Below are 25,197 nucleotides of genomic sequence, written 5' to 3'. Positions count from 1 at the left end.
ACAACAGGTTTGCAATGGGCCGGTGCTCCGGCTGAGCTAGCAGCTCGGCTGGAACACCGGCCCAATTTCGTCTGTCACGACGCGACCGGCACCGGTTCCTCCGCCTTCGCCGCCGCCGGGGAACGCCGCAGCGCGACCATCCCGATCACCGCGAACACCACCACAATCGCCGCGCCGATCCCGGCCACCGTGTGCAGACCCGAAGTGAACGCATCCCGTGCCGTGGCCAGCAACTGCTCCCCCGTCGCGCCGGGCAAGCTCGCCGACGCCGCCATCGCACCGGCCATGCTGTCGGTCGCCTGAGCGGCCGCCGCGGCGGGCACGTGCGCCGGAACCGCGATGTGGTTGCGATACACCGCTGTCGCGACGCTGCCGAACACTGCGATCCCCATGGCGATCCCGAATTCCGCGCTGGTCTCCGACATCGCCGAAGCCGCACCGGCGCGCTGCGGCGGGACCGAGCCGACCACCATTTCGGTGCACAGCACACCCTGCGGTCCCATCCCGAAGCTCGCGACCGACATGCCCAGCACCACGAATGTCACACCGCCAGGCCCGCTGGCCAACGTGAACAACAGGATTCCGCCCGCCGCGACGAGCATTCCGAAGCCCAGCACGAATTCCGGACGGAACCGGCGCGCCAGCCGCGGCGCGATCATCGACCCGACGACCACCGCGAGCGCCTGCGGGACCAGCGACAGCCCGGCGTCGACCGTGCTCAGCCCGGCGACCATCTGCAGATACTGGCTCACCAGCAGGAAAACTCCGCCCATGGTGACTGCGCCGACGAGCATGATCGCCACCGCCGCGCTGAACGCGCGCACCCGGAACAGCTGGAGGTCCAGCAGCGGGTGCTCGAGCCGCTGCTGCCGCCGGACGAACACCGCGCCGACCGCGAGCCCCGCGGCGAGCACGACGATTTCGGTCAGGGACAAGCCGTTCTTGGCGATTTCCTTGAGCGCGTAGATGACCGGCAGGATCGCGGCGAGCGACAGGCCGACGCTGGCGAGGTCGAGGCGTCCGGCGGAGGTGTCGCGGTATTCCGGCAGCAGCTTCGGCGCGGTCGCGAGCAGCAGGATCATCACCGGAACGCCCATCAGGAACACCGAACCCCAGCGGAAATGCTCCAGCAGGAACCCGCCGGCGACCGGGCCGACCACCATGCCGCCCATGAAGCAGCTCATCCACACCGCGATCGCGGTGCCGCGCTGCTTGGGGTCCGGGAACATGTTGCTGATCAACGCGAGCGTCGACGGCATGAGCGTCGCCCCGGCGATCCCGAGCACCGCCCGCGCGCCGATCAGCATCTCCGGGCTGGTCGAGAACGCCGCCGCGACCGACGCGAGCCCGAACGCGCCGCCGCCGATCATCAGCAGCTTCCGCCTGCCGATCCGGTCGCCGAGGGTGCCCATCGTGACGAGGAACCCGGCGATCATGAAGCCGTAGATGTCGATGATCCACAGCAATTGCGTGCTGGACGGCCGCAGGTCCGCGGCGAGGTGCGGAACCGCGAGGTGCAGCACGCTCATGTCCAGCGACAACAGCACGGTCGGCAGGGCCAGCACCGCCAGGCCCAGCCACTCGCGTCGTCCTGCACTCATTGCTCTCTCCCCTGAAGTCGTCTCGTCGGCGGTCTCGCTGACCTGTCTCGCTGACTGCTCTCACTGACGCGACGATCGGGGTGCTGGCGGATCGACATCCCGGGGAAAACTTTTTTGGGCCGGTGCTTGAGCGCGGCTGGGCTCCTGCGGTCTTCCCCTGCGGGGTCAGGCCACCGCGTAGTTGCCGAGCGCGGGTTCCAGCAGGTCGAACGCCCTCCGCGCTTCCGCCGCGACCGTCTCCGCGATCTCGTCGTCCGGCCGTCCGGCGAGGGTCAGCTCCTCGATCCGTTCGAACAGGCTGTGGTGCACCGCCCCCAGCACCGCGGCCGCCGTGCGGACGGTGATGTCCGAGCGGAGGCTGCCCGTCGCGTCCGCCAGCGCGTCGGCCAGGGCCCGTTCCCGCCGCCGGTGCAGGCCTCGCAGGCACGCGGACAACGTCGGGCTCTCGGCGATCATCCGGGTGAACTCCAGCCCCGCGAACCCGACCACCGGGTCCTTCGCGGCGACCGCGGCCTCGAACGCCCGCCGCAGCGCCGTGAGCGCGGACTCCCCTGGTTCCCGCGCCGACACCGCGGCCGCCAGGGTCGCGACGAACTCCTCCTGGTGGTCCAGGACCAGGTCTTCCTTGCGGGCGAAGTAGTTGGTCACCGTCTTCTTCGCGACCCGCGCGGCCTGCGCGACCTGGGCGATCGTCGTCTCCTCGAAGCCCTGCTCCAGGAACAGCCGCGTCGCGTGGTCGGAGATCAGCTGGCGCGTCTCCTGCTTCTTGGCTTCCCGCAGGCCTAGCTCCATCAAAAACTTACCTCCGACGTAATTTTACCTTGACAGCAGTTCCGGGTCTCGGCATACTTTTACTACCGACGTAAACATAACCCGAAGGAGAACCACTTGTCGATCGCCGCTCTCCCGTCGCTCGCGGACCAGGCGGAGCACCTGATCGCGCTGGGGGTGCCCGAAATCGCGCAGCTTTCCGCCGCCGACCTGCGCACTTTCGCGGCAGCCCACAGCGACGCGGACGGCGCACTGCTGGCGATCCGCCCGGATCGGGCGCCCGCGTCAGCGCTCACGCCGTTGCTGCGCCGCGAAGGCAAAGCCGGATTCGTCGTCACGGACATGCCGGACGTCGACCAGTTCGCGCCGCGGGACGTCGAACTGCCCGAAGCGCCGCTGTACCTGGTCGCCGGCATCGACCGCGGCGACGAGATGGGGAACTGGAGCCCCGAAGAGGCGCTGCCCGCGATCACCAAGGCCGGGCGCAGTCCGCTGCTGCTCACCGAGGGGATCCACTGGGTGCTGCAGCAGCCGTCGGCGCTCGAGCGCAACCATTGCTTCATGACCATCGGCTCCCGGCTGCGCAAGGAGAACGGCAAGTTCGACACCCGCACGCCGGCGCTGTGGATCAGCAACGGCACCGGCCGCGACGGCAGCGAACGCCGCAACGCCCCGAAGGTCGGCTGGTGCTGGTGGGGAAACCGACACACCTGGCTGGGTTTCGGATCCGCCACCGCCCGCCGCTGAGACACCAGCCCCGACACCGAGGAGAGACCCCCGACTTCCCAGACCCGACCGTTCTGCACCCGATGCTCGACCAACCCCGAGAGGCGCTGGCGGGGGCAATCGGCACACCTGGCTGAGCTTCGGGTCCGCCGCCGCCTGCCGCTGAGACCCCGACTCCGAGGAGGGTTCCCATTTTCCCCGACCCGAACGTCCTGCACCCCATGCCGGAACAGCCGCGAGTGGTACTGCTGAAACCGCTGGTCACGTCGCCGCTGATCGACGTCGGCGAGTTCTCCTACTACGACGACCCGGACGATCCGACCGCCTTCGAGACCCGCAACGTGCTGTACCACTACGGCCCGGAGAAGCTCGTGATCGGCAAATACTGCGCGCTCGGCGAGGGCGTGCGGTTCATCATGAACGGCGCGAACCACCGGATGGACGGGCCGTCGACGTTCCCGTTCCCGATCATGGGCGGCGACTGGGCCGGGCACTTCGACGTCATCACCGGCCTGCCCGGGCGCGGCGACACGGTGCTGGGCAACGACGTCTGGCTCGGCTACCGGGCGATGGTCATGCCGGGCGTCCGCATCGGGCACGGCGCGGTCGTCGCGTCCGGGTCCGTCGTGGTGGACGACGTGCCGGACTACGGCATCGTCGGCGGCAATCCGGCGAAGCTGATCCGGCGGCGGCACAGCGACGAGGACGTCGAACGGCTGCTGGCGATCGCGTGGTGGGACTGGCCGTTGGCGCACCTCACCAAGCACGTCCGCACGGTCATGTCCGGCAGCGTCGACGAACTGGCGAAGGCGGCGGCCGAACTCGCGTAACTCGGTAACGTGGCAGGCGTGCCCGCTGAGATACCAGAGGAAGTCCGCCGAAGCACCGCACTGTTCCTGTCCACAGTGGACCGAGTCGCGCCGGGGCTGGTCACCGGGTTCTACCTGGTCGGCTCGGTCTGCTTCGGCGACTTCCACGCCCGCGGCGCCGGACGAGGGCGGCTGAGCACGTCCAGCGACATCGACTTCGTCGCGGTCACCGATCGACGCGCGGAACCCGGCGAGATCGAGGCGCTGGCCTTGGCGCTGGCACATGGCACGACGGTCGCCCAGTTCCCGAAACCGCATTTCGACGGAGCCGTGCTCACCTGGGCCGACCTCGCCGCCGGACCGGATGCCTGCCCGGACGTTCCGTGCGCGCAGGAAGGCCGCTTCACCGAGGCGGCGCGCGACGGCCTCAACCCGGTGATGTTCTGCGAACTCGCCAGCCGCGGGATCGCACTGCGCGGACCCGAACCGTCCGCTATGGACGTTTGGGCGGACCAGAATGCGCTGCGCGCGTTCACTGTCGACAACCTGAGCCGCTATTGGCGGCCGTGGTGGGAGAAGAACCGGCGCGCCAGCGCGTTGTCGCTCGCGATCGGAATGAGCCCCTGGTTCCCGGTGTGGGCAGTGCTCGGGGTGAGCCGCCTGCACCATCTGCTGGCCACCGGAGAGATGACGTCCAAATGCGGCGCGGGGCGTTATGCGGCAAGGGAATTCGACTCGCGGTGGCAGCGCATCATCGCGGAGAGCTTGAGCCTGCGCACCGAAGGAGCGGAAGGCCGGCGCAGCTACCGGAATCCGCTGGCGCGACGACGCGACACCCTAGCCTTCCTGGACGCCACGATCGACGACGCGCTAACCCTGGCCTAGCGCACGAATCGGGTCGACGCTTGCCTAGCGCACGGAACGGGCAGCATTGGCCTAACGCCCCGGCCTGGCCAGCATTGGCCCAGCGCACGAATCGGGCCAGCAATGGCCCAGCGCCCCGGTCGGGCCAGCAATCGCCTAGCGCACGAATCGGGCCAGCATTGGCCCAGCGCCCTGTTCAGGCCAGCAATCGCCTAGCGCACGAATCGGGCCAGCATTGGCCCAGCGCCCTGTTCAGGCCAGCATTGGCCCAACGCCCCGGCCCGGCCCGGCCCGCATTGGCCTGGCCCAACCAGGGCGCCGAGAGCGCCGGTTCGTCGGCGCACTGCGTTCGAGCACGCGCGTCCCAGCGCGACCGGCGGCTGCGAAGAGGCCACGTTTGCGCAGGGTCCGGCAGGCACCGTTACGAGGTGATCCCGGCGAGATCGCACCGGTAAGCGGCAGTGGTGCGCGGCGAGTCCTTGCGCGGCCGCCGTGCCGTCGCCGGGCTCACCGCGAGCCGTGCGGCGAGGTCGCGCACGGGTGGGCAACCGGCCGCCAGCCGTCCGGCGGAGATGGCACCCTCGGCCGACAGCGCGATCTCGGCCGCCGTCCCGCCGTACAGCGCCGCCTCCTCGATCGGGTCGCTCATCCGTCTGTACGAGCACAATCGGAGAAAACTCGTGGTCAAGCGCCCCGGGTTGACCTTCAAGCTGCTTGAAGCCCGATGATGGGCAGGTGTCCGACCTGCTCACCATTGGCGCGTTCGCCCGCCGCTGCGGCCTGACCGCCAGCGCGCTGCGCTTCTACGCCGACTCGGGGCTCGTGCGGCCGATCCGGGTCGACGAAGAGTCCGGCTACCGCTACTACTCCCCCGGCCAGGTCCCGGCCGCGCTGCTGGTCCGGCGGTTGCGGGAGATCGGCCTGCCGCTGGAACGGGTCGGCGCGGTCCTCGCCGCGGAACCGGCCGAGGCGTCGCGGATCATCGACGACCACGTCGCCGGGTTGGTATCTCAGGTGCAGCAGGCACGGGAAATCGCTGCGGCGGTGAAGGCCACGCTGGGCTCGACGGTGCCGGCACCGTCGGTCCAGTTCACCGGGCCGATGTTCACCGCTGCCATCGAGCAGGTGCTGACCGCGACGTCGCAGGACCTGCCGGTACTGAATGGCGTGCACCTCGAAGTCTCCCCGGAGGCGATCATGCTCACCGCCACCGACCGGTACCGGCTCTCGACCCGCACGCTGGTCCCGGCCGAACCGAGCGCGTCCAGCTGGACCGCGACCGTCGACGCCGACGACCTGCGGCTCGCGATGCCGTGGACGCGCCGTCAGCACGAACTGCGGCTGAGCGTCCGGGGCGAGGAGTTCTGCTTCCAGGGCGACGACGGGACACGAACCTGCCGCACTGTCGCCGACGAATTCCCGGACTACCGGCTGATGCTGGCTTCGCTGCCAGAAGTCCTTACGCGGGCAGTGATATCTCGCAACGCGCTCGTGGCATGTCTGGAACGCCACTACACCCCGCAAGTCCAGGTGGACCTCTCGGCCGCGGCCGTCCAGGTGGGAACCGAATCCATCCCCGCGGACGTCACGGGCCCACCGATCTCGCTCTCCTTCGCCGTGAGCACGCTGCACCCGGCGATCAGCACTGCTGTCGGTCCGGACGTGATGCTGGACGTCGCGGCCCCGCACCTGCCGGTCGTCGTGCGCTCAGCCGATGACGGCGACCTGACCACCCTCGCCATGCCAATGAAAGGAAATGCCGAATGATGGCCGAAATCACCGCCGCGGTGACGCAGGGCCGAGCGGGCGACACGGACGCCGCGCGGACGCGTCTGCAGGAGCTGTGGGACGAGATCGGACCGGGCGGAGATCCGTTCTACCGCTGCGTTCTCGCCCACTACCAAGCAGATCTGTTCACTGACCCGGCAGAGGCACTGGTGTGGGATGTCAGAGCCCTGGACGCCGCCGCGACAGTGACCGACGACCAGGTGCAAGCCCACGACGCCGGGCTCCGCATCGAAGGCTTCTACCCGTCGCTGCACTTGAACCTGGCCGACAACTTCCGCCGCCTCGGCTCGTTCTCCGCGGCGACGGAGCAGATCGCGGCAGCGCGAAAACGACAGGACGCACTCGCCGACGACGAGTACGGTGCGATGATCCGACGGGCGATCGACGGGGTCGCGGAGGCGATCGAACGCCGGTCCACCGAACGACGCACGACGGCACCGGGAGTCGAATAGTTGGAACCATGGCTGTCGGATTGGTGCCGCACGCACCTCGGGGCCGAGCCGGTCGACTTGCTGTTCGAGGCACGCCAGGTCTCGACAGTGCACGGCCTGCGCCTCGAAGACGGCCGGAAGGTTGTGGTCAAGGCCCGCCCGGACGACGGCCGTGCCATCGCCTGCGTCGCGGCGCAAACGCAGCTGGCTCAGCGAGGCTTCCCGTGCGCACGACCGTTGACCTCGGCCGTCATGGTCGGTTCCCTGGCCGTGCATGCCGAGGAATACCGCCCCGGCGGCGAGGTAATCTCGGGCGACTCGCCGGACGTTGCCGCGCGCTATGCCGAGCTATTCGCCGTGCTGCTGACCGCTCTCGCCGGGATCTCCGTCAAACCGCCGCTGCCGAACCCACGCTGGCTGCGCTGGGACCACGCCGACCCCGGTCTGTGGCCGGCGATCGACTTCCTGGACGAACGAGACCAGCGCTCCGTGCCCGAGGAGGTCACCAAGACGGCAGACCGCGCCCGCCGCAGACTGCTCGCCGCCGATCTGCCGAACGTCCTCGGCCATGGAGATTTCGAAGCGCAGAACCTCCGCTGGGATACCAGCGAAGGCTGGACCGTACATGACTGGGACAGCCTGGCATGGCAACCGGAAGCAGCACTGGCGGGAGCGGCGAGCGGGATGTTCCCGAGCACAACCCCGCCGACGCTGGCTCCGATCGAGAGCTCCGCGGCGTTCCTGGAGTCCTATCAGGACTTCCGAGGTCGCCGATTCTCCTTGGCCGAACAGGAAGTCGCGTGGGCGGCGAGCTTGTGGCCAGCGGCGCACAACGCCCGATGGGAAGCGCTGCACGGCGATCCGCCGATCTGCGGCGAGGCGCTTCAGGAGCAGGCTGCTGAGCGTCTTCGTCTCGCGAACGTCTGAGAGGGATCCGGGGTGTTGTATTCCAAATTGGTCGCTGCGGGACCGTAAGCGTTGCAGCAGCCGAAGTTTCCATCGTGCGGCAGGTAGCCGAGACTGTCGAGATAGTTCAGGTCTGGGCGATTGTTTTTCGGTTTGGCCGCTTCGGCTGCGAGACCCTCAAGCGAGTCGGCGGTGTCGAAGTCGCGAGCACCGAAGGCGTAGTAGTCGGCGATGATAGCCGCAGCCGGGTCGCCGACCATCACATAGGATTCGCCGTCGTTTTTCGACCACTTGGGGAAGATCCCGGTCTGCCGGTAATCGTCCACCATGGACTGCGCGGTTTCGGACGCGACCTTCGCCGCCAGCAGTGCTTCCAGCTGAGCCTGGGAGCGATAAATATCCCAACCCGAGTAGCTGGCATACACAGCGTCGTGGCCCAATTCGGCGCGAAACACGCACAGGAAGTCCGCTGTCCAGCGGACTCGGCTCGCCAGCCGGGAGAACCGGCGCACCCGGCGATGCGGGACCTGGCCGTAGGCCTTCAGCCTGGTGGCTACGGTCGTTTCCGGGTGCTCACGCAAGAAATCCGCCGCCCATGTATCGACCCGCCGCGCCCGCAAGGCAACCCCGGCGCGGACGACGGGCGGCTTGACGAGCTTCGCCCAGTCCCAGTCGCCCCGCTCGACCGCCTCGGCCGCGAGCCAGTTGCCGCGAATGGGCTGCGGATCACCAGTGATGACCAGGTGTCGCTTTAACCGTCTTCATCGCGAACTGCGAATTCGTCCGCGCCACGCCGGGCATCCGGGTCAGCTCAGTCATATACAGCTGGTCGTACGCCGCCATATCAGGAACCGCGATCTGCATCAGATAGTCCGGGGTGCCGAACATCCGGCGGCACGACACCACTTCGTCCAGCCGCAGCACCGCCTCCTCGAACGCCTCGATGACTTCGCTGCGCTGATCCGCCATTTCCACGTGCAGCAGCACCCCGAGGCCACGACCGAGCGCGCCCGGGTCGACCGCGGCGTGATAACCGGTGATCACGCCGGCCGCTTCGAGCGCGCGGACCCGGCGCAAACACGGCGACGGCGACAAACCGACCCGGTCGGCGAGTTCGTTGTTCGGCAGCCGACCGTCGGCCATGAGGTGGCGGATTATTGCGTGGTCAGTCTTGTCCATGGAATCCGATGCTAATCAGGACGCCCGTTAGCGCAATCTTCAGCATCGGCTGCCCCGCTTTCCGCACTACCGTTTTGGCCATCGACTGGAAGGCAGCACCGTGAACACTCTCGTCCTCTCCCCGGCGGAACGCGCGCAAGCCGCCGCCGCGCTGGCCAGTTTCGTTGACAACTATGAGGAATCCCTCCCGACCCGCCCGATCCTCCCGGACGTAGACCGGGACACTCTGACGAAGCTCCTCGCCGAGCCGTTACCGGCAGAAGGCATTGGGGTAGAAGGATTCTTCGCCGACCTTCGGGATCGCATCGTGCCCAACTCGACCGCCATCGCGCACCCGCGGTTCCTCGCGTACGTGCAAGGTCCGCCGAACGGCATCGCCCCGTACGCCGACGCGATCACCGCTGTCCTCAACCAAAACTGCAACTTCTGGCAGCTCTCCCCGGCAGCGAGCGTCGTCGAACGCTCGGTGGTCCACTGGCTGGCCGGTCTTTTCGACCTCGGCCCGGCCGCGGGCGGCATCCTGACCAACGGCGGTTCCGGTGCGACCAGGGACGCGATCACCACCGCCCTCGCGGACCGACGGCCGGATTTCCGGCAACGCGGTCTGCAATCCGGTGCGCCTCCGCTGGTGCTGTATACCTCCGAGGAGGTCCACCGCTGCGTCGACAAGGCCGCCGCGACGGTCGGCATCGGCCTGGACCACGTCCGGCACCTCCCGGTCGACGACGAGTTCCGGCTGCGCGTCGACCTCCTCGCCGACGCCATCGCCGCCGACCGCGCGGCCGGGCTCGAACCGTTCTGCGTCGTCGCCACCGCCGGCACGGTCACCAGCGGGTCGATCGATCCGATCGGCCCCTTCGCCGATCTGTGCGCACGAGAAGACCTTTGGCTGCACGTCGACGGCGCATACGGCGCGCTGTTTGTCCTCGCCGACTCCGCGCGGAAGACGTTCGCCCCGCTGTCCCGCGCGGATTCCATCGCGCTCGATCCGCACAAAATGCTGTTCACGCCGCTCGAAGCCGGTGCGCTAGTGGTGAAAGACGCCGGAAAGCTTCGGGCCGCCTTCGCGTTCTCGTCGTCTTATCTGACCGTCGCCGAGGACGACCTGATGCTCGACTTCATGGACTACGGCCCGCAGCTTTCGCGCAGTTTCAAGGCATTGAAGGTATGGGCCGCGCTGCGGACGTTCGGCGTCGACGCCTTCCGCGCCGCCGCCGAACACTGCCTCCGCCTCGCTTCAAAGCTCGCCGAACGCGTCGCCGCGGAGCCAGGGTTGAGTCTGCTGAATCCGGTAGCGCTGACTGCCGTGTGCGTGCGCATCGATGGCCGCCGCGACGAGGAATACCCGGAGCTGCTCGCCCAGCTCGCCGACGAAGGCACTGCACTGCTGGGCCCGGCACGGCTGCGCGGGCAAACCGCGATCCGCGCGTGTGTCGCGAACTACCGCACCACCGACGCCGACATCGACCTCATCGCCGATCGGCTTGCGGCACTCGTCAGAAAGCCGTAAGTCCAATGTGGAATGAGCGGAACGGTCCCGAAATCCGCTCGCCCAGGTCCTAGTTCGGACGTCGGCGGCGAACGTAGCGTCCGAGCTGTGTCGAGAGAAGTACAACCCGAGCGCATCGACGGCCAGACCGTCGCGATCACCGGGGCCACCTCCGGGATCGGTTTCTTCGCCGCCGCACAGCTCGCCGAACTCGGTGCGCGAGTGCTGGTCCTCGGCCGGTCGGAAACGCGGGGCCGCGCGGCGGTTTCCGCGCTCCCGAATCCGCACCAGCACGAATTCCTCCAGCTGGATCTCGCCGACCGGCCGTCGATCGCCCGGGTCGGCGACCACCTCGGCGAGGTGCCGCGGCTGGACGCGCTGGTGCTGAACGCCGGTGTCGTCGCGGGCGCGTTCGGGCCAGGCCCGGCGCAGCGGATCGGCGCGTTCGGGGTGGAGGAGATCGTCGGGATCAACCATCTCGCGCACGCGGACCTGCTGCGGCGCGCGCTCCCGACGGTCCGGCGGGTGGTCAGTCTCGGGAGCATGCTGACCCGCAAGATCCCGTTCGACCGCGAGAATTGGCTGTCTGAAAGGGATTACCGGGCGCGGGTCGCGTACGTGATGTCCAAGCATGCGGTGGAGATCTTCGGCTTCGAACTTCACCGGCGGCTTGGTGAGATACCAGCGCAGTCGGTTGTTGTCCACCCTGGCAGGGCGATCGACGCACTCACGCTCGGACGGCCCGGGGCGCGGGCGGCTCGCGCGCTGTTCCGCGGGATCGTGCAGGGCAAGGATCAGGCGGCCCGGCCGGTCGTGGCCGCGGTCGCGTCGCCGGAACTGCGCGGCGGCGAGTACCTCGGACCGCATCGGACCGCCCACGCGGAAGTGCAACAGCCGGTGACGACGAGCCGCGATCCGAAGCTGGGCGCGTGGCTCTGGACGGAGACCGAACGGCTGCTCGGCGCGCGGATCCCGACCGAGCCGCGTCACTCGATCGGGTAGAAAACTGCGCGAGGCCGCCCGTTAACCACCAGCTAGCCTTGAAGCGTGGACCATCCGGCGGTTCTGGACGCCTTGGCCCAGCGGCTGGCGCGGATCGGCGAACGCCGGAACCTCGACGTCCCCGCACTGCTTCACCGCCTCGGCATCCCGCCGGACCGCACCGGCGTCACCCGTCGGCAGGTCTCCGAACTGACCCGCGAACTGTGGCTCCAGACCGACGACGAACTCTTCGCCCTCGGCCCGCGAGCCCCGCGCGGACTATTCCGGCTGGTAGTCCGGTCGGTCGCCCCCGCGCCCGACCTGCGGACCGCCCTGCACCGCTTGGAAGAAGCCACGCACGTCCTCCCCGGCCTGCCCGCCGTCACGACCCGCACGACAGAACCGCTGGTCGAGGTCGAGATCGACGTCCGCCGCCTCGACGCCCCCGAGCACGTCGCCGCCGAACTGGTCGCCATGGTCGTGCACCGACTGCTCGGCTGGCTCCCCGGACAACGCATCGACCTGCGAGAACTCCGCCTGCCGCGGCCGAAACCGGACCACGCGCCGCATTATGAGCTGGTTTTCGGCCGCCATCCGCAGTTCGACGCCGACGCGCTGCTTCTCTCCTTCGAGAGCAAACTCCTGCCCGCGCCGGTAATCCGCAGCGAGGCTGAACTGGCTGAGTTTCTCGAGGTCCAGCCGGACGCCTGGCTCGCCACCCGCGACTACGGTTCGGCTCTCGCGGACCAGGTCCGTGCCATTGTCGAGCAGGGCGCCACCGCGCCGGACAGCACTGCCGACCGGCTCGGCATCAGCGCCCAGCACCTGCGTCGGCGGTTGCGGGGCGAGGGCACGTCGATCGGCGAGATCCGGGACGGCGTTCGTCGGGGACGCTGCGATCGCCAGTCTCAGCCGAGGTGACGAATCGATCGAGAAGCTGGCTTTTTCCGAGGCCAGCGCATTTCGACGAGCGTTTCGCCGGTGGACCGGGCAAGCACCGGCCGACTACCGCTGACCCACCGCCAACAACCCGGCCGACTAACCCGGCACCCGCAAAGCCCGCATCCGCGCATACAACGTCGTCCGCGAGATCCCCAACGTACTAGCCGCCCGCACCTTGTTCCCGCCGGCCGACCGCAGCGCCGCCACGATCGCGTTCCGCTCAGCACGCTCGATGGGTGCCAGCTCGTGCCCCGAAGCATCCGCCACAAGCGCAGGCGGCAAATCCCCGGGCCCGATCGCGCCCACAGAACGCTTGCGGATCGCCTGGCTCAGCACGCCGCGCAGTTCAGGCAGGTTCCCCGGCCAGTCGTACGAGCCGAGGATCCGCATCGCGCCCGGCGTGATGTTGTGCGTCCGCGCGGCCCCGAGTTCGGCCAGCATTCGCGTCGCGACCTCGGGAAAGTCCGGTCGGTGCGCCAGCGGCAGGAGTTCGACGTTCTCCGCGCACGACGCGATCAGCGCCCGCTCCGGGCCAGCCAGTCCCTCGCGCGGGCCGGTGGTCAGCACGAGATGGGGGCCGACCCCGCGGGCGGCATGAGTGGCGACCAGGTCGACCAGTTCGGCGGGGAGCAGATCCGCGCCGTCGACGCAGATGCTGCCGGACCCAGCCTCGACGGCGGCGGAAAACCGCGCGGCCCAGGCTGCCGAGCCGCCGAGTACCGCTTCCGAGCCGGTCAGCGTGGTGCACGGTTCCTCGGGCACCCGCAGCCGCGCTTCGGTGGTGCGGCCGGTTCCGGGCGGGCCCGAGATGTGGACGTGTCCGGGGACGACAGCAGCACGACGTCGCGTCGGCCGGGCCTCGGCGGCGTTCAGCGGGCGGATCTCCACCAGCACTCCGCCGCGGGCGCCGGCGACCGGTTCGGCTCGGACTCGTGCGCGCTGGCCGGAGCGCAGTTCGGTCTCCATTTCGGACGGTCGGCTCGCGTCGCCCGCGAGGTTCCACAGCAGCGCGACGTCCGCGCCTTCCAGCAGGTCGGCCGCGGCTTGGTTGCACAGCAACAGGTCCGGGCCGATCGCGACCACGGGACGGGTCGGGCGCGACGTCGCCTGGAACGCGGCCAGCAGCGACCGTTCCGACACCCGGCTGCCCTCCAGCAGCTGCCGTTCAATCTCCTCGACGGCCTTCGCGACCAGCGGCGCGAGCAGCGGATTCGCCTCGGCGGCCAGCAGCGTGATGTCGAGCGCGCCCTCCAGCCGCCGCGTGACCGGGTGGAAAATCGGGTGCCCGTAACAGCTGAACCCGCGCAGCGCCTCGGCGTAGTGCTCTTCCCCGTGCACCACGATGCTCGACCGGGTTTCCAGCGCGGTGCCCGGCCCGGTGGTCCCTACCTCGTCCTCCAGCAGGCAGGTGCCGACCCCGATGCCCAGCTGGTCGAGACAGTCTTCGACGGCGCGGTCGGCGCTCCACCGGTGCACGAGCCTGCCGTCGTGGTCGACGAGCACTGTGGACATCGCGGTGCCGGCGAGCCGCTCGTCGAGGTCCTCCAGCACCGGCGCGGCCGCCGCGAGCAGCTTGCTGGCCGGGTCTACCTCCGCGGACCGCAGCCCGAGCAGCGCGGTTTCGGGGCGCACCCCGGCGAGCGAAGCACGGCGCCAGGACTGGGCGATCGGTTCCCGCAGCACCACGCTGCGCGAGGACGTCATCGAGCTCACGCGGATCTCCACCTTCGTTGGTGACGCGCAGCAGGATAACCATCGCTCTCCGCTGCCGCTGTACAGAACTTGAACACTCAAGCCCGGATTCACCCGGCAAGGTGGTCCCCCACCACCACCCGCGTGCACGTGCTGCGTTCCGGCACGCGGTCCTTACCTCGAAAGGGGAACCAGCGTGACTCTCAGTCACTCCGAGCCGGACACCGGGAAGGAGCGCGGGGGCTTTTCCCGGCGTGGATTCCTCGGTTACGTCGTCGCGGCCGGGACCCTCGTCGTCGCCGCGGACGTCGGGCTCTCCACCCCCGCCGCGGCCGCCGTCCCCTCCGCTCCGCAGCCGCCCGAGCTGTACGACCTCAACGACGCGCTCACCGACGCCGGGCTCCCGACGTCCCAGCTGATCACCGTCACCATCAACAAGGACGGCAGCGCCTCGTTCGAGATCCCGCGCGCCGAAGTCGGCCAGGGCATCACCACCTCGACCGCGATGATCATCGCCGAGGAACTGGACCTGCCGGTCGAGAAGGTGCACGTCACGCTCGCCCCGGCGCGTCCGGAACTGCTGTTCAACCAGCTCACCGGCGGGTCGAACACCACGGTCTCGACCTACACGCCGATCCGCGTCGCCGCCGCGATCGCGAAACAGCAGCTGCTCGAAGCGGCGGCGATCCTGCTCGGCGGCACCGCCGAGCGGTTCATCGTCAAGGGCGGCGTCGTCACCGCGCCCAACGGCAAGACCGCGACGTACGGCGAACTGGCGACGAAGGCCGCGTCCAGCACCACCAAGCAGGTGCAGCTGGACCCGAGCAAGCTCAAGGGCTCCAGCGACTTCAAGGTGCTCGGCAAGCCGCAGACCCGCCTCGACGCCCGCGACATCGTGACCGGCAAGAAGCAGTTCGCGATGGACCTGGACATCCCCGGCGCGCTGCCGACGATGATCTGCCGCCCGCCGACGCTCAACGGCACGCCGAAGGCCGTCCGCAACAAGGCCGACGTGCTGAAGCTGCCCGGCGTCACCGACATCGCGATCATCCCGACCGGGGTCGCGGTCCGCGCGGAGACGTTCGGCCAGTGCATCGACGGCGTGCGCGCGCTGCAGGTCGACTGGGGCCCCGGCAGTGTCGAGGGCCAGGACGACGAATCGGTGCTCGCCAACCTGCGCCGCGCCGAGCTTCCCCTTGCGGTGCCGAAGGTTCCGGTGCTGACCAAGACGGTCGAGGCGGACTTCGAGTTCATGTTCCGCTCGAGCGCCGCGCTGGAGCCGTACTGCGCGGTCGCCGACGTGCGCGAGGGCAGCGCGGAGATCTGGGCCGGGCTGAAGTCGCCGATCGTCTCCCAGGGCGAGGTCGCGCAGGCGATCGGACTGCCGCAGGGCAAGGTGAAGGTCCACGTCGTCACCGGCGGCGGTTCCTTCGGCCACAAGCTGTTCGGCAACCACGCCGTCGAAGCGGCGCAGGCGTCGAAGGCGTTCGGCAAGCCGGTGCGGCTGATGTGGCACCGCGCCGACGAGCCGCGCCAGGGCCGGCTGCACCCGATGGCGACGTCGCGGATCCGGGCCACCGTGCTCGCCGGGAACGTGCTCACCTTCGAGCAGCGGCACACCTCGGTCGAGACGTCGTTCCGGCACGGGCTCGGCGAAATGCTCACCTCGGTCGCCACGAAACTCCCGACCGGACTGGGCAACCTCGGCGTCGCCGAGGCGGTTTTCGTGCTGAGCCAGGAAATGCCGTACAACTTCGGCGTCGTCGACCAGACGCTCACCGAAACCGACCAGCGGTTCAACACCGGGTCGATGCGCAACGTCTACTCGCCCGACGTCGGCTGCGCCAACGAGCTGGTCGTCGACATGCTCGCGAAGGCGATGGGCAAGGACCCGTACGACTTCCGCATGGAATTCCTCAAAAACGACAAGGTGAAGGGCGTTCTGCGCAAGGTCGCCGAGGTCGGCGGCTGGGGCAAGAAGATGGCCCCGGGCACCGCGCAGGGCATCGCGATCCACAAGGAATACAAGGGCGCCAGCGCCTGCCTCGTGGAAATCGACTGCCGCCCGGAAACGGTGAACCGCAAGGTGCGCGACGGCGTCACCGGCCCGCGCGTGACGAAGGCGGTCATCGCGCTCGACGCCGGACTGGTGATCAACCCGCGCGGTCTCGAGGCGCAGATCATGGGCGGTTTCGCCGACGGCTTGGCGCTCGCGCTGACCAGCAGTGTCCACCTGAAGGACGGGCACTTCCTGGAAGCCAGCTGGGACAACTACTTCTACACCCGGCAGTGGAACATCCCGCAGGACTTCACCGCGATCGCGATGCCGTCCAACGGGGAGCAGCCGGGCGGCGCGGGCGAAGCGGGCGTGGCCTGCTCCGTCGCGGCAGTCGCGTGCGCGTACGCCCGCGCGACCGGGAAGGTCCCGAAGCGGTTCCCGATCAACCACGACGACCCGATCGGTTTCGAGGTCAAGTCGTTCGTCCCGCCCGTTCCCGAATCGCCGACCGACGGCCTGAGCCACACCTACTGAGGAGCACGATGAGCAAGCACACCTTCATCCTCAACGGGAAGCCGGTGTCCGTCGACGTCGACGACAATGTGCGGCTGCTGTGGGTCCTGCGCGACGTCCTCGGCGTCCGCGGGCCGAAGTACGGCTGCGGCATCAACGTGTGCAAGGCCTGCACGTCGCACTTCAACGGCAAGGCGTTCAACCCGTGTTCGGTGCGCGTGGCCGACATCAAGGCCACCGACGAGATCACCACGATCGAGGGCCTGCCGGACACGGTGAAGGCCGACCTGCACCCGATGCAGGAGGCCTGGCTGGAGAACGACGTCGCGCAGTGCGGCTACTGCCAGCCCGGCCAGATCATGGCGGCGGTCGCGAAGGTCAAGGAGGCCAAGGCGAAGGGCCGCGAGATCAACGACGCCGACCTGGACGAGATCCGCAACGTCTGCCGCTGCGGCACGTACTCCCGGATCCGCGAGGCCATCAAGGCCGGCGCCGCGAAGATGTAACCGGATTCGCTTGCCCCGCAGCCGGTTTCGGCTGCGGGGCAAGCTTTCCGGTCTGTGCCAGCGTTCCGCCGCCGAGCAGCACCGCCACTCCGATCAGCTGCACCGGGCCCAGCGCCTGGCCCAGCACCAGCCACGCGAGCAGAGCGGCGACCAAGGGTTCGGCCAGCGCCAGTACTCCGGCCAACGCGACCGGCAAGCCGCTCAACGCGTGCAGTCCGGCCAGGTACGGCAGCACGGTGCCGAAGACGGCCAGGATCAGCAAGGCCAGCCAGACCGGGATCGCCGTATCGCCTAGTGCCACCGGCGTGGATGAGATTTGCGTGGTCCACAATGGACTCACGGCGAATGTCGCCACCGCCCCGATCGCCAGCCCCGCAGCGGTCATTCCGAGCGGATCGTGCCGCCGCGCACCGCGTTCGCCGAGCAGGAAGTATCCGGCGGAACAGACCGCCGACGCCAATCCCGCCGCGACGCCAAGGAAGTCCAGCCGCGCACCAGGCCCGAGCCCGGCGATCAGCACCAGCCCGGCGATCGCGAGCGCGATTCCCAGCCATACCACCACGGGCAGCCGCGTTCGCCGGACGACGCGCACCCACAGCGCGACCAGCACCGGCGACAGGTTCACCAGCACCATCGCCACCGCGACCGGAATCCTCGACACCGCAACGAAAAAGAACAGTTGCACGCCCGCGACGCCGAGGAGTCCGTAGCCGAGCGGCAACCACAGTTCATTGCTGCGAAACCGCAACGCTCGCGGCCGCAGCAGCGCGACAGCGGGCGTCAGCAGGACGGCGGCCAGCCCGATCCGCACCGCGGTGACCGCCGCCGGGCTCCAGCCCGCGTCCAGCACCGCCTTGGCGAGCGGGCCGGAACTCGCGAACAGCACCCAGGAGACCAGGCTCAGCCCGGTCGCCCGCGCGGTACTGCCCTGGTCGGCCACGCCCGCATTCTGCGTCCCGGCCGCGCGCCCGGGCCACCGGTTTTCGGTAACCGCCGCGTACGGATGCGCGGAAGTCCGTGAGGGGAACCCTGAGGGAATCTGATTCCCTCAGGGTTCCCCTCACGGACCTCGGCATTGCGGAGCAGGCCGGTCCGGGTGCGACGCGGGTCACACCCGGAGTTGTCACATCCGGCGGGCGGGCGGCATCTCATGGGCATCCGCTTCACCACACTGGAGGATCTGATGAACGCACGCTTCGACATGATGACCAACGACCTCGGCAAGTCGCTCGGCAAGCGGTTCGCCGGGCTGAGCATGCTGCTGCGCAACTCGTCGCTGCCGACGTCGACGCAGGAGCTGGTTTCGCTGCGGGCCAGCCAGATCAACGGCTGCGGCTTCTGCACCGACATGCACACCAAGGACGCCGCCGCGGCGGGCGAGACCGCGGAACGGCTGCACCTGGTCGCCGTCTGGCGCGAGGCGACCGTCTTCACTCCGGCCGAGCGGGCCGCGCTCGCGCTGACCGAGGAGGGCACCCGGATCGCGGACGCCGGCGACGTTTCCGACGCGACGTGGACGCAGGCGCGCGAGCACTACGACGACGACCAGCTCGCCGCGCTGGTCATGCTGATCGGCCTGATCAACGCGGCCAACCGGATGAACGTCATCGTGCGCACGCCGGCCGGGCTGTACCAGCCGGGCCAGTTCGCCAATGTCAGCTGACCCGGGCCGGCCGGGGGAACACGGGGCGCCGCCGAGCAGCGGTGGGACTCGGCGGTGACCCGTGCGCTTGCCGGTTACCGGGCAGGTCCGCGTGCTTTCAGCGCGGAAGAAGCCGGGGATGCGGTGCGGGCAGTTCCCTCTCCCCAGCCTGCGCCGCTCCCCCGGACTCGGCAACCGGGGGTTCCGCCGGACGGATCACGGGTTTCCGCAGAACTTCCGCTCGGCGGCGAACGGGTCCGGCGGCACGGTCACTCCGGTCCGGTGCACGGCTCCGGTGAGATTCGCCCAGAACCTGCCCGGCGACATCGGCTCGCGCGTGGACCGCTGGATCTCCGCCAGATCTCCGCAGCTCAGCGCGTGCCGGGCGGCGGCGACCTGGTCCGCGGTGATGTCCGCGCGCATCGCGAAGTTGCCTGGACTGAAAACCGGGGCTTCCGGGTCCGCGTAATCCGCCAGCAGCCACGCGTTGCTCAGCGGTTTCGAGTGTCCCGGTTTCACCGTCGGGAATTCGAACCGCGCGCCGATCGGGTTGGCGAGGCCCCAGAAGTCGACGACACCGACGTCCACCGGTGAGATGACACCGACCGTCCCGAGATATACCCCGATCACCATGCTCTTCGACGGGACGTCCGCGCGCAGGCGTGCGGTGAGGATCCGCTCGTGCGGGTCTTCGTAGATCAGCGTGCGCGGGCTGAGGGCGTCGTTGAGATATTTCATCCTCGGCGTGAAATCCGCCGATTCGGTGGGATACGTCTGGCCGGTCCACGCGTGGTAGTAGCCGCGTTCGTCGTCGATGAGCTTGCCGTCTTGCGGGATGAACTGCCCGATGCTGGCGCAGAGAACCGCCCACGCCAGCAGGACGACGCCGATCACGCGCGTTTTCTTCGCCGCCGGAAGCACCAGCACCGGCAGCATCAGCAGGAAGAAGATCGGCAGCACCATGCGGGCGTGCATGTAGTCGCCGCCGACCTTCAGCAGGTATGCCAGCGACAGCACACCCGCGACCACCGGGGCGAGGGTGACGATCCGATCGCTGCTTTGCCTCCGCAGCACCCCGGCGAGCAGAACCGCGCAGAGCACCAGCGGCAGCCACAGCAGGTACGGGTTCGCGAAGTCGCCGACGTAGGCGAATCCGCGCGCCCAGAAGGATTCGCTCGCGTTCTTGGTGAGCGCGGGCATCGGCACGAGGATGCCGTAGAAGCCCATGCGGAAGATCTCGTACCCGACCGGCAGCGCTCCGGCGGCGGCCACCGCGGCGAGGGTGACGCGCCAGGTCGGCTTTGTCACCAACCACAGTGCTACCAGGAACACTGCCGCGACCAACGTTTGTTCGGGACGGACCAGCGGACCCAAGCCCATCACAAACGCTGCTGTGACAACAGATTTGGCTGACTTTCTGTCGCGCAGCCGCACGAGCAGCCACCAGCAGAGCGCCATCCAGAACGTGTTGAGCCCGGTCTCCAGACCGGACGTCGCGTACTGCCACACCGGCCGCACGCCCAGCAGCGCGAGGATCCCGCACGGCACCATCGCCGCGACGTGTCCGCCGTGCAAGCGGCTCGTCGCGCTCACCGCGAAGCCGAACCCGGCCGCGGTGAGGAGGAGGCCGAGCATCCAGGACAGCGTCGAGGTGTCCGACTGGCCGAACACGAACCCGGCGAACGCGAGCAGCCATTGCCACAGCGTGCTCGTGGACGCCTCGGCCCGTTCGCCGACGTTGTAAACCGGTCCGTTCCCGGCGAGGATCTGTTCGACGATTCTGGTGAAGATCAGGGCGTCGTCGCAGATCCAGCGGGTGAAATAGCCGAGAATGGCGATCAACAGGATCGCGCCGACGGTTATCCAGCTATTTCTTCGCCGGTAATTCCGGACGGAAATCGGCTGTTTTACGGCGCGTGGAAGCGCCCTTGGCATTGTGTCCATGGAAAAATCCTTGCTACGAGAGCGTTCGGCGGGAGTCGACGATTCCGGCCGCGATCAGCGCCACGATGCCCGCGCTCACCAGTGACACCTGCACCAGCTCCAGCGCGTCGAAGCCTGCCGCGGCCATAGTGGCTTTAAGGACAAGCGACTGGACCAGCACCAGCGCACAGCACGCCGCGAGCGCAAACGACCACGAGGGAGAGCGGCGCCGGAAAGCGAAGTAGACCGGGATGACGAGCGCCGCCGCCCACGCAAACCAGGAAAGCCCGCGCAGGTCTGATCCGCCGAAGAAACCGAAGTAGAGCGCCGAAGCCGTAACCCCGAGGAAGGCAGGCCACCATTTCCGCGCGGAGGGCAGTGGCGCGCCGATATGGAACCCGGCGATCATCAGCAGCAGCGGCAGCCATTGCGGGATGAAATAGCCCAGCAGATCAGGACTGAAACTGAACGAATACTGATACAGGAAGGCCGCGAATCCGGCGATCAGCACCACGCCGGCGACTCCTCGCGCGGCCCGGCGCCGCCCGGCGAAGAGGAGCGCGAGAGGCGCGACGGCCGCGACGGCCAACGCGACGTCGTGCCATATTTGCTGGGCGGCCTGTGAAGCGTAGAGCGACATGGCGGCTTCGACCGGGGATCCGGGTGCCGCGTAGAGGCGGCTTGTCCGAGAAAAGCCGAGTGCGTCGTATAAATCGTGACCGAGGGAGAGGACGCTCTTCATCACGCCCCAGAGAAGCCCGAGCAGCGCGACCAGCCGGACAGTGTCGCCGAACGCGACCACGCGAGCCGGGGCTGAGCCAGCAGCCAGCCGGGCGCGCAGGCCCAGACCCAGCATCGAAAGCAGTTCGCGGCCTTCCGCGAGACGGCCGCAACCGGCCTCCCGCGCGTCGAGCAGGGTGCCGACCAACTCTTCCTCGCGGTCGGCGCGGTACCAACGGGGCAGCAGCCGCACCATCCGGCGGCACCGGAGTTCCGGAGCGGTCATGATCTGGCCGACCGCTCGACCCACTGCAAGACTCGCGCCGGATGAGAGTGCTGAAGCTCGGGAGCGGTCATGCTCCGCCCCCGAGCGCCCAGCCCCGCGCCCGCAGCACCGAATCCGCCGCGGCGGCATTCGCGGCCAGCCGCCGGGCTTGCTCGGCCAAAACGCGGCCGCCGAGGTCGGTCAGCCGGTAATAACGCCGCAGCCGGCCCTGATGGATCTCCTCCTTGTCTCGCTCCGCCCAACCGTCGGCCACCAGCCGGTCCAACACGCCGTACAGCGTGCCGACCCGCAGGCGGACTCGGTTTTCCGACAGCTTTTCGACGGCCTGGACGATGCCGTAGCCGTGCTTCGGCTCGTCGGCGAGCGCGGTGAGGATCAGGAAGACCTGCTCCGACATGCCTCGTTCGGTCACCCGTCCATATATATCACGTCGCGATATATGCGGGTGGCCGAGACAACGGGCTACTGCCCGGCGACGGCCGTTCCCTCCAGCTCGACCAGCAGGGTGGGGATCGCCAGCCGGGTCACGCCGAGCATCGTGGTCGACGGGGCGACCCCGGCCGCGGCCAGCCGGGCGGCGAGGACGCCGTAGTGCTGGAAAAGCTGGTCGACGTCGGTCGTGTAGACGTTGAGCCGGACCAGGTTTGCCAGCGTCATGCCCGCTTCGGCGAGCACTTCCTCCAGGTTGTCCAGACTGAGCGCCACCTGCTTCGCCATGTCCCCGGCGTGCTGCGGTTCGCCGTCGGCGTTCATCGCGGTCTGCCCGGAGCAGTACAGGGTCCGGACCGGTCCGGACACCAGTTCGCCCTGGTGGTATCCCATCGCCGTCGACCACGCCCACGGGTTGACAGTCGTTCGCTCCACTACTTGCTCCATTCGCGTTCTCGGGCAGTACGCGGAGGAGCTTGGCAAGCAATACCCGACATCCTATGTCGTGTATTGGGTAGAATTTCCGGTATGCGCGCCGACCGGTTGGTCTCGCTGGTCCTGCTGCTGCGCCAGCGCGGCCGGCTGTCCGCGGCCACTCTCGCCCGCGAACTGGAAGTCTCCACTCGCACGGTGCTGCGGGACATCGACGCGCTGTCCGCGGCGGGCGTCCCGGTCTACGCCGAACGCGGGCGGAACGGCGGATTCGCGCTGCTGCCCGGATTTCAGACTGAACTCACCGGGCTGAACCACGACGAAGCGCTCGCGTTGCTGGTCGCCGGAGCACGCCGCGGCGCGCAGGCGTTCGGCCTCGGTTCGGCGCTCGCTTCGGCCATGCTCAAAGTGGTCGACGCGCTGCCGGAAAGCCATCGGACCACGGCCGCGGGCGTGGCCGAACGGTTGCTCATCGACCCGGAGATCGACCTCCTCTCGCGCCGCGCGGTCGCCGAGGAGGCACCGGACGCGGTGGTGGCCGAGATCCGCCGCGCGGTGTTCGCCGGGCATCAGGTGCGCATCCGCTATCAGGCGGTCAACCAGACTCCTCAGTGGCGCACAGTGCACCCGATTGGACTGGTCACCGTACGGGAGCTGGGATATCTGCTGGCCACCCGAGACGGCGAGGACCGGACGTACCGGCTGTCGCGAGTGCTGGCCGCCGAAGAACTCGACGAACCAGCGCAGCGGCCCGATCGGGTAGACCTCGGCCGGGCCTGGCAGGAACGCAGCGCGCGATTCCGGACCGGCGGCGACCAAATCGTCGCGCTAGTCCGAATTCGCCCGGCGCAGCGCGAAGAACTGGCCCGCACCGCGCTCGCCATTCTCGCCGAGGAACCCAGCCCGGACGGGTGGATTCGGCTGGAGGCGGCTTTCCAGGATTCCCGGCACGCCGAATGGGCATTGTGGCAGCTCGCCCGGAACGCGGAAGTCCTTGCGCCGCAATCGTTGCGTGCCGCGCTGCACCACCGCGCCGCCGCGATCGCCGCCGCCTACGCGGGACCCGCCTGACTCCCCGGCACCGGCACTGCCTGCACATTCCGTAGTTGTGCGGATACCTACTCACTGGTAAGTTACCCGCCAGTCGTGATCCACATCATGGTTCGAACTTCATGGTTCAAAGGGGAGTCATGATCCGGAAACCCGTCCGCGCGTTGATCGCCGCCGCCGCTCTCGCGATCACCTCCGCCGTCGCGCTGCCCGCCGCCGCCTCGGCTGATTCCTTCTACAGTTACGACGGCAGCACGCCGCTTTCGTCGTATGCGCCGGGCACCGTATTGAAGACGCGGACGTTGACATATCACGTCTTCGGCTTCCCGACCCCGGTACAGGCCACCCAGCTGCTCTACCGGACCGCCGACGCACAGGGCAATCCCACCGCGAACGTCACCTCGGTCGTCCGCAATCCCCTGGGCGGCAACGGAAAGGTCGTTTCGTACCAGTCCGCGTACGACTCGCTCAGCCCCGAGGACGCACCGTCCCGGGCGATCGCGGGCGACGTCCGGCTCGGCGGCGTGCTGCCGAACGCCGAATCGCTGCTCATCGCACCGGCGCTCGCGCTCGGGTACAGCGTCGTCATCCCGGACACCGAAGGCCCGGCCGCCGATTTCGCCGCGGGTCCCGAATACGGTCAGACCACTTTGGACTCCATCCGCGCCGCGACGCACGCGTCCGGCACCGGAATGAACGAATCCACCAAGTTCGGTCTGATCGGCTACTCCGGCGGCGCGATCGCGACCGGCTGGGCGTCGGCGATCGCCGCGAGCTACGCGCCGGACGTCGAGAAGAACCTGGTCGGTTTCGCCGAGGGCGGGGTGCTCGTCGACCCCGCGCACAACCTCAAGTACGTCAGCGGCAGCCCGGTCTGGTCCGGCGTAATCCCGATGGCGCTGATCGGCGTCTCGCGCGGCTACGGCATCGACCTGAAGCCGTACGCCAGCGAGTACGGGCTGAAGGTGCTCGCCGAACTCGAGCACGCGTCGATCGCGCAGGCACTCGGCCACTACCCCGGGCTGACCTGGCAGAAGCTGGTGAAGCCGGAGTACGCGGATCCGGATTCGGTGCCGCCGTTCGTCGACGCGGTCAACAAGGTGAACATCGGCTCGGCCGCGACGCCGTCGATTCCCGGGTTCATCGCGCAGGCCAACAACGGCGCGCTCGAAGGCACCGTCAGCAACGAGCCGGGCATCGGAACCGGCGACGGCGTGATGGTGGCCGGCGACGTCCGCGCGCTCGCGAATCAGTACTGCGCCACCGGAAACACTTCGATCAAGTACACGCAATACGACGCGCTGAGCCACGCCACCGCGCTTCCGGCGTGGGCGCCGGCCGCGATCGCCTGGCTCGGCGACCGGTTCGCGGGCAAGGCCGCGCCGTCCAGCTGCGGGCAGATCCCGCCGGGGAACTCGCTGGAACCGGAGCAGCACACCGGGTCCTGAAGGGCCTGATCCAGGCAACGGTTCGGCGACGAAATCCCGGCGACTGAGTCACCGTCGTCGCCGAACCGCC

The 25,197-nt window shown here is 68.8% G+C and carries 25 protein-coding genes; 14 read left to right on the top strand and 11 right to left on the bottom strand.

Going from position 1 to position 25,197, the window contains the following annotated elements; all coding sequences use genetic code 11:
- Nucleotides 1–74 precede the first annotated feature (74 nt).
- Together AB5I40_RS38175 and AB5I40_RS38170 are read right to left on the bottom strand one after the other, a co-directional pair.
- Nucleotides 75–1,601 (bottom strand): MFS transporter, encoded by a 1,527-nt coding sequence (locus tag AB5I40_RS38175; RefSeq protein WP_370935015.1) that lies wholly within the window; start codon nucleotides 1,599–1,601, stop codon nucleotides 75–77.
- 165 nt (nucleotides 1,602–1,766) lie between these two features.
- Nucleotides 1,767–2,393: a TetR/AcrR family transcriptional regulator gene (locus AB5I40_RS38170; RefSeq protein ID WP_370935014.1), complete on the bottom strand. Its 627-nt coding sequence runs from the start codon at nucleotides 2,391–2,393 to the stop codon at nucleotides 1,767–1,769.
- Between the two features lie 96 nt (nucleotides 2,394–2,489).
- Between AB5I40_RS38170 and AB5I40_RS38165 the strand changes: the two genes are divergently transcribed.
- The 3 genes from AB5I40_RS38165 to AB5I40_RS38155 all read left to right on the top strand — a co-directional run bounded on the left by AB5I40_RS38165 (nucleotide 2,490) and on the right by AB5I40_RS38155 (nucleotide 4,792).
- Nucleotides 2,490–3,119, top strand: a complete 630-nt coding sequence (locus AB5I40_RS38165) for a DUF5701 family protein (protein ID WP_370935013.1) — start codon at nucleotides 2,490–2,492, stop codon at nucleotides 3,117–3,119.
- 200 nt (nucleotides 3,120–3,319) lie between these two features.
- The gene (locus AB5I40_RS38160) at nucleotides 3,320–3,928 is read left to right on the top strand and encodes a CatB-related O-acetyltransferase (protein WP_370935012.1); all 609 of its coding nucleotides are present in this window, start codon (nucleotides 3,320–3,322) and stop codon (nucleotides 3,926–3,928) included.
- An 18-nt stretch (nucleotides 3,929–3,946) separates the two neighbouring features.
- Entirely contained in the window at nucleotides 3,947–4,792 is an 846-nt protein-coding gene (locus AB5I40_RS38155) for a hypothetical protein (protein WP_370935011.1), read from the top strand.
- A 400-nt stretch (nucleotides 4,793–5,192) separates the two neighbouring features.
- Here the strand turns inward: AB5I40_RS38155 and AB5I40_RS38150 are convergent, their stop codons facing one another.
- Nucleotides 5,193–5,420, bottom strand: coding sequence for a hypothetical protein (locus AB5I40_RS38150; RefSeq protein ID WP_370935010.1), 228 nt, complete (start codon nucleotides 5,418–5,420; stop codon nucleotides 5,193–5,195).
- 86 nt (nucleotides 5,421–5,506) lie between these two features.
- On the opposite strand from AB5I40_RS38150, the gene AB5I40_RS38145 reads away from it, so the two are divergent.
- The 3 genes from AB5I40_RS38145 to AB5I40_RS38135 are packed head-to-tail and all read left to right on the top strand — an operon-like array spanning nucleotide 5,507 to nucleotide 7,917.
- Nucleotides 5,507–6,538 carry a MerR family transcriptional regulator gene (locus tag AB5I40_RS38145; RefSeq protein WP_370935009.1) on the top strand — a complete coding sequence of 344 codons (1,032 nt, stop codon included), beginning with the start codon at nucleotides 5,507–5,509 and terminating at the stop codon, nucleotides 6,536–6,538.
- On the top strand, nucleotides 6,535–7,011 hold the full coding sequence (locus AB5I40_RS38140) for a hypothetical protein (protein WP_370935008.1): 477 nt from the start codon (nucleotides 6,535–6,537) through the stop codon (nucleotides 7,009–7,011). The genes AB5I40_RS38145 and AB5I40_RS38140 overlap by 4 nt, the downstream gene beginning before the upstream one ends.
- A complete protein-coding gene (locus AB5I40_RS38135) occupies nucleotides 7,012–7,917 on the top strand; it encodes a phosphotransferase (protein WP_370935007.1) in 906 nt (301 codons plus the stop codon).
- Here the strand turns inward: AB5I40_RS38135 and AB5I40_RS38130 are convergent.
- The gene (locus AB5I40_RS38130) at nucleotides 7,875–8,477 is read right to left on the bottom strand and encodes a glycoside hydrolase domain-containing protein (protein ID WP_370935006.1); all 603 of its coding nucleotides are present in this window, start codon (nucleotides 8,475–8,477) and stop codon (nucleotides 7,875–7,877) included. The genes AB5I40_RS38135 and AB5I40_RS38130 overlap by 43 nt on opposite strands.
- Nucleotides 8,478–8,622: 145 nt before the next feature.
- The gene (locus AB5I40_RS38125) at nucleotides 8,623–9,075 is read right to left on the bottom strand and encodes an Lrp/AsnC family transcriptional regulator (protein WP_370935005.1); all 453 of its coding nucleotides are present in this window, start codon (nucleotides 9,073–9,075) and stop codon (nucleotides 8,623–8,625) included.
- Between the two features lie 100 nt (nucleotides 9,076–9,175).
- Here AB5I40_RS38125 and AB5I40_RS38120 point away from each other — a divergent pair, with 100 nt between their 5' ends.
- From AB5I40_RS38120 to AB5I40_RS38110, 3 genes are all read left to right on the top strand, one after another.
- Entirely contained in the window at nucleotides 9,176–10,585 is a 1,410-nt protein-coding gene (locus tag AB5I40_RS38120; protein WP_370935004.1) for an aspartate aminotransferase family protein, read from the top strand.
- A gap of 87 nt (nucleotides 10,586–10,672) precedes the next feature.
- Nucleotides 10,673–11,566: an SDR family NAD(P)-dependent oxidoreductase gene (locus tag AB5I40_RS38115; RefSeq protein WP_370935003.1), complete on the top strand. Its 894-nt coding sequence runs from the start codon at nucleotides 10,673–10,675 to the stop codon at nucleotides 11,564–11,566.
- A 45-nt stretch (nucleotides 11,567–11,611) separates the two neighbouring features.
- On the top strand, nucleotides 11,612–12,466 hold the full coding sequence (locus tag AB5I40_RS38110; protein ID WP_370935002.1) for an AraC family transcriptional regulator ligand-binding domain-containing protein: 855 nt from the start codon (nucleotides 11,612–11,614) through the stop codon (nucleotides 12,464–12,466).
- Nucleotides 12,467–12,583: 117 nt separating this feature from the next.
- Here the strand turns inward: AB5I40_RS38110 and AB5I40_RS38105 are convergent, their stop codons facing one another.
- A complete protein-coding gene (locus tag AB5I40_RS38105; RefSeq protein ID WP_370940692.1) occupies nucleotides 12,584–14,191 on the bottom strand; it encodes a sigma-54-dependent Fis family transcriptional regulator in 1,608 nt (535 codons plus the stop codon).
- Between the two features lie 184 nt (nucleotides 14,192–14,375).
- Between AB5I40_RS38105 and AB5I40_RS38100 the strand changes: the two genes are divergently transcribed.
- Together AB5I40_RS38100 and AB5I40_RS38095 are read left to right on the top strand one after the other, a co-directional pair.
- Nucleotides 14,376–16,712, top strand: coding sequence for a molybdopterin cofactor-binding domain-containing protein (locus AB5I40_RS38100; protein WP_370935001.1), 2,337 nt, complete (start codon nucleotides 14,376–14,378; stop codon nucleotides 16,710–16,712).
- A gap of 8 nt (nucleotides 16,713–16,720) precedes the next feature.
- A complete protein-coding gene (locus AB5I40_RS38095) occupies nucleotides 16,721–17,197 on the top strand; it encodes a (2Fe-2S)-binding protein (protein ID WP_037817840.1) in 477 nt (158 codons plus the stop codon).
- On the opposite strand, the gene AB5I40_RS38090 is transcribed toward AB5I40_RS38095, so the two are convergent.
- Entirely contained in the window at nucleotides 17,172–18,137 is a 966-nt protein-coding gene (locus AB5I40_RS38090; protein ID WP_370935000.1) for a DMT family transporter, read from the bottom strand. The two genes, AB5I40_RS38095 and AB5I40_RS38090, sit on opposite strands and share 26 nt — an antisense overlap.
- Nucleotides 18,138–18,380: 243 nt before the next feature.
- Between AB5I40_RS38090 and AB5I40_RS38085 the strand changes: the two genes are divergently transcribed.
- A complete protein-coding gene (locus AB5I40_RS38085) occupies nucleotides 18,381–18,860 on the top strand; it encodes a carboxymuconolactone decarboxylase family protein (RefSeq protein WP_370934999.1) in 480 nt (159 codons plus the stop codon).
- Between the two features lie 195 nt (nucleotides 18,861–19,055).
- Here the strand turns inward: AB5I40_RS38085 and AB5I40_RS38080 are convergent, their stop codons facing one another.
- The 4 genes from AB5I40_RS38080 to AB5I40_RS38065 form a co-directional block, all read right to left on the bottom strand.
- Nucleotides 19,056–20,783, bottom strand: a complete 1,728-nt coding sequence (locus AB5I40_RS38080) for a hypothetical protein (RefSeq protein WP_370934998.1) — start codon at nucleotides 20,781–20,783, stop codon at nucleotides 19,056–19,058.
- Nucleotides 20,784–20,796: 13 nt separating this feature from the next.
- Nucleotides 20,797–21,738 carry a hypothetical protein gene (locus AB5I40_RS38075; protein WP_370934997.1) on the bottom strand — a complete coding sequence of 314 codons (942 nt, stop codon included), beginning with the start codon at nucleotides 21,736–21,738 and terminating at the stop codon, nucleotides 20,797–20,799.
- Nucleotides 21,739–21,835: 97 nt separating this feature from the next.
- Nucleotides 21,836–22,180, bottom strand: a complete 345-nt coding sequence (locus AB5I40_RS38070; protein ID WP_370934996.1) for a PadR family transcriptional regulator — start codon at nucleotides 22,178–22,180, stop codon at nucleotides 21,836–21,838.
- A 50-nt stretch (nucleotides 22,181–22,230) separates the two neighbouring features.
- Nucleotides 22,231–22,632, bottom strand: a complete 402-nt coding sequence (locus AB5I40_RS38065; RefSeq protein WP_370934995.1) for a RidA family protein — start codon at nucleotides 22,630–22,632, stop codon at nucleotides 22,231–22,233.
- 93 nt (nucleotides 22,633–22,725) lie between these two features.
- On the opposite strand from AB5I40_RS38065, the gene AB5I40_RS38060 reads away from it, so the two are divergent.
- Together AB5I40_RS38060 and AB5I40_RS38055 are read left to right on the top strand one after the other, a co-directional pair.
- Nucleotides 22,726–23,700, top strand: a complete 975-nt coding sequence (locus AB5I40_RS38060; RefSeq protein WP_370934994.1) for a helix-turn-helix transcriptional regulator — start codon at nucleotides 22,726–22,728, stop codon at nucleotides 23,698–23,700.
- 119 nt (nucleotides 23,701–23,819) lie between these two features.
- Complete coding sequence (locus AB5I40_RS38055) at nucleotides 23,820–25,127, top strand: lipase family protein (RefSeq protein WP_370934993.1); 1,308 nt, start codon at nucleotides 23,820–23,822, stop codon at nucleotides 25,125–25,127.
- Nucleotides 25,128–25,197 lie beyond the last annotated feature (70 nt).

The organism is Amycolatopsis sp. cg13 (assembly GCF_041346965.1).
Lineage (GTDB): Bacteria > Actinomycetota > Actinomycetes > Mycobacteriales > Pseudonocardiaceae > Amycolatopsis.
This window is presented reverse-complemented; position numbering and strand designations above follow the sequence as displayed.